General features: G+C 56.3%; 11 protein-coding genes. All 11 read left to right on the top strand.

The annotated features are described in order from the left end of the window. Nucleotides 1-43 precede the first annotated feature (43 nt). The 11 genes from rpsB to lpxD all read left to right on the top strand — a co-directional run bounded on the left by rpsB (nt 44) and on the right by lpxD (nt 11,572). A complete protein-coding gene (gene rpsB / locus A8B84_RS07025; RefSeq protein ID WP_008170383.1) occupies nt 44-796 on the top strand; it encodes a 30S ribosomal protein S2 in 753 nt (250 codons plus the stop codon). Nucleotides 797-888: 92 nt separating this feature from the next. After that, complete coding sequence (gene tsf / locus A8B84_RS07020) at nt 889-1,758, top strand: translation elongation factor Ts (RefSeq protein WP_064227417.1); 870 nt, start codon at nt 889-891, stop codon at nt 1,756-1,758. 185 nt (nt 1,759-1,943) lie between these two features. Further along, a complete protein-coding gene (gene pyrH / locus A8B84_RS07015) occupies nt 1,944-2,672 on the top strand; it encodes a UMP kinase (RefSeq protein ID WP_008170379.1) in 729 nt (242 codons plus the stop codon). A gap of 74 nt (nt 2,673-2,746) precedes the next feature. Beyond that, entirely contained in the window at nt 2,747-3,304 is a 558-nt protein-coding gene (gene frr, locus A8B84_RS07010; protein WP_064227418.1) for a ribosome recycling factor, read from the top strand. Between the two features lie 71 nt (nt 3,305-3,375). Beyond that, a complete protein-coding gene (gene uppS, locus A8B84_RS07005; protein ID WP_064227419.1) occupies nt 3,376-4,146 on the top strand; it encodes a polyprenyl diphosphate synthase in 771 nt (256 codons plus the stop codon). Between the two features lie 21 nt (nt 4,147-4,167). Next, nucleotides 4,168-5,007, top strand: coding sequence for a phosphatidate cytidylyltransferase (locus A8B84_RS07000; RefSeq protein ID WP_064227420.1), 840 nt, complete (start codon nt 4,168-4,170; stop codon nt 5,005-5,007). A gap of 2 nt (nt 5,008-5,009) precedes the next feature. Then, nucleotides 5,010-6,194, top strand: a complete 1,185-nt coding sequence (ispC, locus tag A8B84_RS06995) for a 1-deoxy-D-xylulose-5-phosphate reductoisomerase (protein ID WP_064227421.1) — start codon at nt 5,010-5,012, stop codon at nt 6,192-6,194. Nucleotides 6,195-6,243: 49 nt separating this feature from the next. Continuing rightward, nucleotides 6,244-7,593 (top strand): RIP metalloprotease RseP, encoded by a 1,350-nt coding sequence (gene rseP, locus A8B84_RS06990; RefSeq protein ID WP_064227422.1) that lies wholly within the window; start codon nt 6,244-6,246, stop codon nt 7,591-7,593. A gap of 44 nt (nt 7,594-7,637) precedes the next feature. After that, the gene (bamA, locus tag A8B84_RS06985; protein ID WP_064227423.1) at nt 7,638-9,956 is read left to right on the top strand and encodes an outer membrane protein assembly factor BamA; all 2,319 of its coding nucleotides are present in this window, start codon (nt 7,638-7,640) and stop codon (nt 9,954-9,956) included. A gap of 45 nt (nt 9,957-10,001) precedes the next feature. Continuing rightward, nucleotides 10,002-10,499, top strand: a complete 498-nt coding sequence (locus A8B84_RS06980) for an OmpH family outer membrane protein (protein WP_064227424.1) — start codon at nt 10,002-10,004, stop codon at nt 10,497-10,499. Nucleotides 10,500-10,546: 47 nt separating this feature from the next. After that, complete coding sequence (lpxD, locus tag A8B84_RS06975) at nt 10,547-11,572, top strand: UDP-3-O-(3-hydroxymyristoyl)glucosamine N-acyltransferase (protein ID WP_064227425.1); 1,026 nt, start codon at nt 10,547-10,549, stop codon at nt 11,570-11,572. Nucleotides 11,573-11,576: the final 4 nt, after the last annotated feature.

Below are 11,576 nucleotides of genomic sequence, written 5' to 3'. Positions count from 1 at the left end.
CGGATACGTGGAGGACTAACCCGAAGCTAAAAAGGTAACTATCATGGCTCAGGTAAATATGCGTGACCTGCTGAAGGCAGGTGCTCACTTCGGTCACCAGACCCGCTACTGGAACCCGAAAATGTCGAAGTTTATCTTCGGCGCCCGTAACAAGATTCATATCATCAACCTTGAGCAGACTGTTCCTGCCATGAACGATGCGCTGAAATTCGTTCAGCAGCTGGCAGAGAACAAGAACAAGATCCTGTTCGTTGGTACCAAGCGTGCCGCGGCCAAGATCATCAAGGAAGAAGCCGAGCGTGCCGGTCAGCCGTTCGTCAATCACCGCTGGCTCGGTGGCATGCTGACCAACTACAAGACCATCCGTCAGTCTATCCGTCGCTACCGTGATCTGGAAACCCAGAGCCAGGACGGTACTTTCGACAAGCTGACCAAGAAAGAAGCCCTGGATCGCACCCGTGAAATGGACCGCCTTGAGCGCTCCATCGGTGGTATCAAGGACATGGGCGGCCTGCCGGACGCCATGTTCGTGATCGACGTTGACCACGAGCGTATCGCTATCAAGGAAGCCAACAAGCTGGGCATTCCTGTAATCGGCGTTGTGGACACCAACAGTGATCCTGACGGTGTTGATTACGTGATCCCGGGCAACGATGACGCCATTCGCGCGATCCAGATTTACGTGAAAGCTGTTGCTGACACCTGCATGGAAGCCGCCCAGTCTGCCGGTGCCGGCGCTGACGAGTTTGTTGAAGTCAGCGAAGACGCTGAAGGCGCTGCTCCAGCCGCTGAGTGACGCTTTACCTTCACGTTTGAGATGTAAGGTGTGCCCCGGGTTGCCCCGGGCACACCTCCCCACCGAATTCGGAACAGTTGAGAGGATTGAACATGGCTGCAATTACCGCTGCAATGGTCAAAGAGCTGCGTGAGCGTACCGGCCTTGGCATGATGGAGTGCAAGAAGGCGCTCGTTGAAGCCGAAGGCAGTGTAGACGCTGCAATCGAAGAGCTGCGAAAGTCTTCTGGTCTGAAAGCTGCCAAGAAAGCAGGCCGTACCGCTGCTGAAGGCGCTTCACTGATCAAGATTTCTGACGACAACACCGTTGCCTACATTCTGGAAGTGAACTCCGAGACCGACTTCGTCGCTCGCGATGACAACTTCCTGAACTTTGCCAACGACGTGCTGAGCGTTGCATTTGAAAAAGGCGAAACCGACGTAGCCAAGCTGATGGAAGGCGATCTGGAAGCCAAGCGTGAAGCGTTGGTTCAGAAGATCGGCGAGAACATCACTGTTCGTCGTATCGTCAAGGTTGAAGGTCCGGTTGTTGGTGGTTATGTCCACAGCAACAACAAGATTGCTTCGGTTGTCGCCCTGACTGCCGGCGATCCTGAAGTCGCACGTGACATTGCCATGCACGCCGCTGCCGTTAACCCGCGCGTTGGCAAGCCGGAAGATATGCCGGCAGAAGAGCTTGAGAAAGAGAAGGAAGTGATCAAGGCTCAGCCGGACATGGAAGGCAAGCCCGCCGAGATCGTCGAGAAGATGATGGGTGGCCGCATCAAGAAGTTCCTCAAGGAAAACAGCCTTGTTGAGCAGCCTTTCGTCAAGAACCCGGATCAGACCGTGGGCGAGTTGATCAAGTCCAACGGTGGCGAGCTGGTTGGTTTTGTTCGCCTGGAAGTGGGTGAAGGCATTGAGAAGGAAGAAGTGGACTTTGCTGCCGAGGTTGCTGCTGCAGCCGGCACAGGCAAGGCCTGATCCTTCGTTTGATGCAGCCGGCATTTAGCCTCTGCATCACCTGAGTCTGCCACGTTAGCCGGGAATTCCCGGCTCTCGTGGCGGGCTTGTATCTGAGATACCCCTTTTCGCGAGGAGTATGTCAGATACAAGCCTGCAACGGGTATCACGCCGGATAGCAGCCAACAGACGACAAGGGGATCATCATGCCGACATCATCGAAAACCCAGCCCAGATACAAGCGTGTTCTGCTCAAACTCAGCGGCGAGGCCCTGATGGGAGAGCACGATTTCGGTATTGATCCCAAAGTTCTTGACCGCATGGCACTGGAAATCGGTGCGCTGATTGGTATTGGCGTACAGGTTGGCTTGGTGATTGGCGGCGGTAACCTGTTCCGTGGAGCAGCCCTGAATGCTGCCGGCATGGACCGGGTGACCGGTGATCATATGGGAATGCTGGCCACCGTTATGAACGGTCTGGCCATGCGTGATGCCCTTGAGCGCTCGAATATCCGGACCCGCGTGATGTCGGCAATCCCGATGAGTGGAATCGTCGAGCATTACGATCGCCGTCGCGCGGTGCGGGATCTCAAGGACGGCGATGTCGTGATCTTCTGTGCCGGTACCGGCAACCCCTTCTTCACGACCGATTCCGCTGCCTGTCTGCGTGGTATTGAGATCGAGGCCGATGCCGTGCTCAAAGCCACCAAGGTGGATGGCGTATACTCAGCAGATCCACACCTGGACAGCAGTGCAGAGAAATACGATTACCTCACCTATGATGAGGTTCTGGACAAGAAGCTGGGCGTGATGGATCTGACAGCCATCTGTCTCGCTCGGGATCATGGCATGCCGTTGCGGGTATTCGATATGAACCGCGCAGGCGCGCTGACTCGCATCGTAACCGGCGAGAAAGAAGGTACACTGATTGAATGAACCGCTGTCCCGGCCCCATAGGATATTGGGGCCAGATTACAGAATGACATGACGAACGAATTGAGGATGCTGAAGTGATCAACGACATCAAAGCAGAAGCCGAAAAGAAAATGAAAAAGAGCCTGGAGTCCCTGAACTCCGCGTTCAACAAGATTCGCACCGGCCGGGCCCACCCCTCTATCCTGGATAGTGTCATGGTGAACTACTACGGCCAGGAGACACCGCTGAAGCAGGTGGCGAGTGTCAACGTCGAGGATAACCGCACGCTGACGGTCTCCCCCTGGGAGAAAAACCTGATGCCGACCATCGAGAAGGCCATCATGGCGTCAGACCTGGGTCTGAACCCGGCTACCAGCGGCGATATCATCCGCATTCCGATGCCCATGCTGACCGAAGAAACCCGTAGGGAAATGGTCAAGCAGGCGAAAGCCGATGCCGAGCATGGTCGTGTTTCCATCCGTAATGCCCGTCGTGACGCTAACAGCATGATCAAGGATCTATTGAAGGAAAAGGAAATCACCGAAGACGATGAGCGCAAGGGCGAAGACGATATCCAGAAGCTGACCGACCGCTACATTGCCGAAGTCGAGAAGATGCTCAAGGCCAAAGAAGAGGACCTGATGGCGGTTTAACCGTTCGGGTTCACTTGCAAGCGAATTGAAAGGCCGCGGCACTGAAGCGCTCCGGCCGCACAGGGGATTTCATGACGGGAACTGTATCCGCAGAGATTCCGGTGTCGGCAGACAGCCGGCCCCGGCATGTGGCCATCATCATGGACGGGAATAACCGATGGGCCAAGGCCCGTCGTCTAAAGGGAGTGGCTGGCCACAAGGCCGGTGTGGATGCGGTCAGGGCAGTGGTGGAAACCTGTGCCCGCGAAGGTGTGGAAGTCCTCACCCTGTTTGCCTTTTCCAGTGAAAACTGGCGCCGGCCCAAGGACGAGGTGTCGGCACTGATGAAGCTATTCCTGTTCGCGCTGGAGCGGGAGGTGCGCAAGCTTCATAGAAATGACATCCGGCTGCGCATTATTGGTGACCGGTCTGCATTCAGTTCTGCGCTTCGCGAGCATATGGAAGCGGCTGAAGAGCTGACCCGTAACAATTCCCGGATGACACTGGTAATTGCAGCCAATTACGGCGGTCACTGGGATATCACTCAGGCCACGCGCAAGGTTGCTGAGCAGGTTCGTACCGGGCAGTTGGCTCCATCTGATATTACCGATGACCTGATTCAGCAGCACCTGAGTATTGGCGACCTGCCAATGCCTGATCTCATGATTCGTACCGCGGGTGAACAGAGAATCAGCAATTTCATGCTGTGGCACCTGGCTTATACAGAGCTCTACTTTTCCCCGGTGTACTGGCCTGATTTCCAGCAGGAAGAGATGCTCAAGGCCCTGCAGGCATATGCCGGTCGACAGCGTCGTTTTGGCCAGACAGATGATCAGATTGCGGCCAAGGCTCTACAACAATAACGAACGATAGCGACGTCAACCGTGTTAAAAACCCGAATTATCACCGCACTGATCCTCGCCCCTATCGCCATTGGCGGGATCTTCTTTCTCCCGCCGCTGGGGTTCGCGCTCTTTACCGGGGCCATTATCACTGTGGGTGCCTGGGAATGGGCGAACATGTCCGGTATTGGCAATCCTGCCGGCAGGATTGGCTACGCCCTGGCTACCGCGCTAATTCTTTACGGTTTGCTGAACGTCCCCTTTGTGGCAGTGCTCTGGCTGTCGCTGCTCTGGTGGTGCGTGTGCTTTCTTCTGGTACGTAGTTACCCCGCCGGCTCCGAGAAATGGGGCAGTCTGCCCGCAAGGGCGGTGATGGGGCTGTTTGTGCTGGTGCCCGCCTGGGTGGGCCTTAATCATTTGCGCACCGGTGGCTTCCAGTTTGGGGATAGCACCAATAACCTTTTGCTCATTCTTTATGTGTTCTGTGTGGTCTGGGTCGCCGATATCGGCGCTTACTTTGCCGGTCGGGCCTTCGGTAAAGCGAAGCTGGCGCCCCGGGTCAGTCCTGGTAAGTCCTGGGCAGGTGTCTGGGGTGGTCTGGTAGCCGTAGGAGCTTTTGCCCTGGTGGTCAGCTTCCTGGCTTCGGCAGGCTCTGGCCAGACACTGCTCTTGATCGTTGCCAGTCTTGCCACAGGCCTGGTTTCCGTGTTGGGTGATCTGCTGGAAAGCATGCTCAAGCGGCACCGTGGCATCAAGGACAGTAGCCAGTTGCTTCCGGGGCACGGCGGGATTATGGATCGGATCGACAGCCTGACAGCGGCCATTCCGGTATTTGCGTTGATCATTACCCAACTTGGTTGGCTGACAACCGGGCACTGGTGACTATGTTAACCCGCTCTATCAGTGTTCTCGGAGCCACAGGTTCCATCGGTCTCAGCACCCTGGATGTTGTTCGGCGTCACCCGGAACGTTTCTCGGTTTATGCATTGACGGCCAGCACCCGGGCCGAGGAGCTGGCGGTATTGTGCCGCGAATTTCGTCCCAGGGTGGCTGTTATGGCTGATCCTGCGGCTGCCAATGAACTCTCTGAGCTGCTGGCCGACTTGCCAGATACCGAGGTGCTTGCTGGCCTGGATGGGTTATGCCAGGTAGCCTCGGCTCCTGCGGTTGATACCGTAATGGCAGCCATAGTCGGGGCGGCGGGGTTGTCGCCGACGCTCTCGGCGGTAAGGGCAGGGAAGCGGGTATTGCTTGCCAATAAAGAAGCCCTGGTAATGTCCGGCAAACTGTTTATGGATGCCGTGGCCGAGGCCGGAGCGGAACTTCTGCCGATCGACTCCGAGCACAACGCGATTTTCCAGTGTATGCCGGCAGACAAGGTTCGGGATCCTGTCGGTGCCGGTATCACTCGTATACTGCTGACAGCGTCCGGCGGCCCCTTCCGCGAGCATTCCGCCGAGGACCTCCGGTCGGTAACACCGGCCCAGGCCTGTGCCCATCCGAACTGGTCCATGGGGCAGAAGATTTCCGTGGACTCCGCGACCCTGATGAACAAGGGCCTGGAGCTGATTGAAGCCTGCTGGCTGTTCAATACAACACCCCAGAAGGTCGAGGTGCATGTTCACCCCGAGAGCATTGTTCACTCCATGGTTGAGTATGCGGACGGCTCTGTGTTGGCCCAACTTGGCAGCCCGGATATGAGAACGCCGATCGCCAATGGCCTGGCCTGGCCGGAGCGCATTGACGCCGGTGTTGCACCATTGGATTTGTTCGCCATCGGACGCTTTCACTTCGAGCGCCCGGACCTGGTGCGCTTCCCCTGCCTCCGCCTTGCCGCGGAAGCGTTTGAGGCAGGTGGCACTGCGCCGGCGGTTCTGAATGCCGCCAATGAAGTGGCCGTTGCCGCTTTTCTGGACGGTACCCTGTGTTTTTCGGATATCCCCGTTATCATAGAGCGAACGCTTGCGGCGACTGCCGTTGAGCCAGCCGACAGCTTTGACGTTATCTTTGCCAAGGATAAAGAAGCACGGAGCCGTGCACGGGAACAGATAGGTCTGTTAACTGTCTGATAGCCGCAGCAGAATGCTGCCCGGCTGAAGCCATTCAATCAGGAACGCTATGCAGATTATTGAAACCGTCCTCGCACTTGCGCTTACCCTGGGCATCCTGGTGACCCTTCACGAATACGGTCATTTCTGGGTTGCCAGGCGCTGTGGCGTAAAGGTGCTTCGCTTTTCCGTGGGTTTCGGGAAACCGATGTTCTCCTGGTATGACAAGCATGGAACCGAGTTTGCAGTCGCGGCCATTCCCCTGGGCGGCTACGTCAAGATGCTGGATGAGCGCGAGGGACCGGTACCAGAGGAGTTAAGAGACCAGGCCTTTACCGCCAAGCCTCCCGGCCAGCGTATTGCCATTGCCGCGGCCGGCCCCGTGGCCAACTTCCTGTTCGCCATTTTCGCCTACTGGCTGTTGAGCGTGGTAGGCGTTACCCATGTTGCGCCCATTGTCGGGCAGATTACTGACGAGAGTGTGGCCGAGCGGGTAGGGCTGCAGGAAGGCATGGAGATTCACGCTGTGGATGGCCATCGTGTCAGTTCCTGGCGCGATGTGAATATGCGTATTCTGGAGCGGACCGGCGAGCATGGTGTGATTTCCATGGAGGTGTCAGAGGATGGCGCCCGCGGCACAGTCAGCGGCGAGCTTTCCGGTTGGGGCCTGAGTGACGATACTCCCAATCCGTTAGCCGAGTTCGGCATTACGCCATGGCGCCCGGCTGTTCCGCCGGTATTGGGGCAGATTTCAGATGGTGGCCGTGCTCAGGCTGCTGGCCTGCAGCCCGGGGATCGCATTGTGGCCGTGGACGGTGAGCCGATCAGCAGCTGGTTTGAGCTGGTCGAATTTATTCGCAATGCCCCGGAGCAAACACTTCAGGTAACCATCGAGCGTAATGGCGAGGAACAATCTGTCAGCGTGACACCGGAAGCGAAGACTCAGGAAAGTGGTGAGTCAATCGGTTTTGTCGGTGCCGGTGTGGAAGCTATCTCATGGCCGGAAGAGGTGCTGCGTGATGTCAGCTACGGCCCATTCGCCGCCGTTCCGGTCGCCCTCAGCGAAACCTGGGCGGATACCCGCTTGACACTGGTGGCCATCAAGAAGATGGTCACCGGCCTTTTGTCACCTACCAATCTCAGTGGTCCGATTACCATTGCCCGGGTTGCTGAAGCCAGTGTCAGCTCCGGGTTCGAAGACTTCGTGCGTTTTCTTGCCTATCTGAGCGTGAGTCTGGGCATTCTGAACCTTCTGCCTGTGCCGGTGCTTGATGGTGGTCATATCGTTTACTACACCATCGAAGCCCTCCGCGGAAAGCCGCTTTCCGAGCAGGCTCAGGCGTTTGGATTACGAATTGGTATGGCAATGATCCTCACATTAATGGTGTTTGCTCTTTACAACGACCTGATGCGGTTGTGAGAATTGCGAGCTCCTTACGCGCATTAACCAGGCGAAATATTTGAATGAGACGTTCTCTTCTAGGTGTAGCCGTTGGCCTCGCTGTAGCCGTGTCCGGCCTGAAGCCAGCACTTGCTGATCAGTTCACTGTTGCGGATATTGAGGTGGAGGGCCTGCAGAGGGTATCTGCGGGTACTGTTTTTTCCGCGTTCCCTGTCAACATTGGTGAGCAGGTGGACGAGACCGAGCTGGCTGAAGCGATCAAATCGCTGTTCCGGACCGGGCTTTTTACTGATATTGAGGCCAGCCGGGATGCCGGCGTACTTATCCTGACAGTTCGCGAACGCCCTTCCATCAGTGACATCGAGATTGAGGGCAACAAGAACATCGAAACCGAGATGTTGATGGATGCCCTCGCAGGTGCCGGGCTTCAGGAAGGCCAGGTATTCCGACGCGCGACCCTTGAACGTCTGGAGCTGGAAATTCTGCGCTCATACATTGCTCAGGGGCGCTACAATGCCCGGGTAAAGGCGACGGCTGAAGAACTGCCCAGAAACCGGGTTGCGATCCGTCTGGATATTAACGAAGGTTCTGTCGCCGCGATTCACCACATCAACCTTATTGGCAACCAGGATTTCAGCGACGAGGAGCTGCAGGAACTGTTTGAGCTGCAGACCACGAGCTGGTGGAATTCAATAACCAATGCAGACAAGTACGCCAGAGAGCGTCTGAGTGGTGATCTGGAGTCGCTGCGTTCATTCTATCTCGATCGGGGCTACCTTGATTTCAATGTGGAATCCAGTCAGGTCTCTATTTCGCCGGACAAGCAAAAAGTCTTCATTGCGATTGCCCTGAATGAAGGTCCTCAGTACACCATTTCCGAGATTAACCTTCGTGGTGAGCTGATCGTGGGTGAAGAGGAGTTGCGCTCGCTGATTCCGGTAGAGGAAGGCGACGTATTTTCCCGATCCCGCATGACAGCCATTTCTGAATCCCTGGCATTCCGGCTTGGCCGGGAAGGCTATGCCTTTGCCAACGTCAACGCCGTTCCCGAACCCGCCGAAAACAACACGGCCGCAGTCACTTTCTTTGTGGAGCCTGGTAAGCGGGCTTATGTGCGTAGAATCAATTTCGACGGCAACGTTTCTACCCGTGATGATGTGCTGCGCCAGGAAATGACGCAGATGGAGGGCGGTGTTGCGTCTTCCGACCGCATCGAATTTTCCAAGACCAAGCTTGAGCGTCTTGGCTTCTTCCAGACAGTCAATGTGGATACCGTTCCAGTGCCCGGCACCGATGACCTGGTGGATGTTAATTACTCCGTTGAGGAGCAGCCAACGGGTAGTCTTTCCGCCTCTATTGGCTTTTCCCAGGATTCCGGGGTGATTCTCGGTGCCAATGTCTCCGAGAATAACTTCTTTGGTACCGGTAAGCGGGTGTCGTTTGGCGTGAATGTCAGTGATGCCATCAAGAGTGCCAACATCTCCTACCTGGACCCCTACTATACAGTTGATGGAGTGAGCCGCGGGTTCAGCTTATTCGCCCGGGAGACTGACTATGAAGAGGAAGATATTTCCTCATTCCTTCTCGACGAGTACGGTGGCCGCGTTACCTTTGGCTATCCTACGGACAGTATTACCCGCCTGAACTTCGGTGCTGGTGTGACCCAGTCAAACCTGAAGGAAGGCCTGTTCACCTCACAGGAGGTGAGTGACTTTATTGATGAGGAGGGTGACTCGTTCACCAACTTCTTCCTGTTCGGAAGCTGGCGCCGCAGTACCCTGAACCGTGGCGTGCTGCCGACTGATGGTTACAGCCACTCGCTGTCGCTGGATGTGGCGGTGCCGGGTAGTGACCTGACCTTTTACAAAGCCACTCATAAAACCGATTTCTACTACCCTGTGACTGACAACAATCGCTGGGTCTTCCGGGCACGGTCCGAGATTGGTTATGGGGATGGCTACGGCGATCGTTCCCAGATGCCGTTCTACGAACATTTCTATACCGGCGGCTATGGCTCGGTTCGTGGTTACGAAGCCAATTCCCTGGGCCTAAGAGCGACCAATAATGTCAACGACCTGTCGGATCCTGATCCGTTCGGGGGCAACCTGCTGACCGAGGGTGGCTTTGAGCTGATTTTCCCGACGCCATTTGCCGGCGATACCCGCTCGATGAGGACGGCATTCTTCCTGGATGCCGGCCAGGTATTTGACACGGCACGCGGTTTTGATCCGGAATTGAGCGAAATCAGGATGGCAGCCGGTGTTGGCTTCCAATGGATAACGGCAGTTGGTCCATTGGCATTCAGCCTCGCTTACCCTCTGAACGACAAGGCTGGCGACGATACCCAGGTGTTCCAGTTCTCACTGGGCCAGACCTTCTAAAGAATGGATAATAATAATCTACGGATGAAAACCAGGAGAAAACCAATGTCCCGATTTGTGTTGATGTTCGCTGCAGTGATCATGGCGTTTTCATTTCCGGCGATGGCCGAAACCCGGATCGGTGTCGTCGATCTGCGCCAGGCACTTTTCTCGTCTGACGATGCCAAAACCTTCAGCGAATCGCTTCAGAAAGATTTTGCAGGCGACGAAGCCCGGGTGCGTGAAGCGCAGGAAGAAGCGCGAAAACTTCAGGAGCGCCTGGAAAAAGACGGTGCCATGATGAACGAGAGTGAGCGCAACAAGCTGGCCGGCGAGTTCCAGGAAAAGGTGAAGGAATTCAACTTCCTGAAGCAACGGCTGGATTCTACTGTGAATCAGCGGAAGCAGGCGTTTCTTGAGCAGGCCCGCCCCGAGGTGGACGCAGCGGTCAAGGAGCTTCTTGAGGAAAATAACCTCGATCTGATCCTGCCAAGCGAAGCGGTTGTTTATGTAAAGCCGGAAATGAATCTGACCTCTCAGCTTCTCGAAAAACTGAACCGTTAATCTGTGACGGGCACCCCGGTGCCCTGATCGTTGCTTGGGAGTTCGCAATGACAGAAAGGTCCTATCGCCTTGGGGATATTGCCAATGCCCTGGGTGCGGAGCTACGGGGTGATCCTGATGTAAAGGTATCGGGTCTGGCGACGTTGCAGGCGGCTGGTCCAGGACAGATCAGCTTCCTGGCGAATCCGTCCTATGGCAAATACCTTGCGGATACACGTGCTTCGGCTGTTATTGCCTCGCCTGCCGGGGCGAAAGATGCTCCTACCAACGTCCTGTTACTGGATAACCCATATCTCGGATATGCTCAACTGAGTCATTGGTTTGATCCCGCACCCGTTGCTTCGCCCGGCGTTCACGCAACTGCAGTAGTAGACCCCTCCGCTACAATCGCTGAGGATGCCAGTATCGGTCCTAACGTGGTGGTGGAGGCCGGTGCAGACATTGGTGAGAAGGTTGTTGTCGGAGCCGGCTCGATTATCGGTGCCCGCGCCAGAATCGGAGCCCGAACCCTGATCCGACCCCGGGTGACTCTGGCCCACGACGTGGTGATTGGCGAACGTTGCCACATACTCAGCGGTGCCGTCATAGGCTCCGACGGATTCGGTTTCGCAAATGAAAAGGGCGTATGGCACCGTATCGCACAGCTCGGGCGGGTTGTTCTCGGGAATGATGTGGAAGTGGGTGCCAACACCACCATCGATCGAGGGGCATTGGACGATACCGTGATTGGCAACGGGGTGAAGCTCGATAACCTCATCCAGATTGCCCATAACGTATGTATCGGCGATCACAGCGCCATGGCTGCGATGGTTGGCATTGCCGGCAGCACGCGCATTGGCCGGCACTGTGTTTTCGGTGGCGCCTCCGGCGTGGCTGGCCACCTGGAGATCGCCGATCAGGTCCATCTCACTGGCATGACACTGGTAACCGGTGATATCCGGGAGCCAGGGGTTTATTCATCAGGCACCAGTGCCGATACCAACCGCCAGTGGCGCAAAAATGCTGTGCGCTTCCGGCAGCTGGATGCTCTGGCGCGACGGGTAAAAGAACTGGAAAAGAAATTAGAGGGCTGAGGCC

The organism is Marinobacter sp. EhC06, from assembly GCF_001650915.1.
Lineage (GTDB): Bacteria > Pseudomonadota > Gammaproteobacteria > Pseudomonadales > Oleiphilaceae > Marinobacter.
The sequence above is the reverse complement of the archived record's forward strand: the minus strand, read 5'-3'. Positions and strand labels throughout refer to the sequence as shown.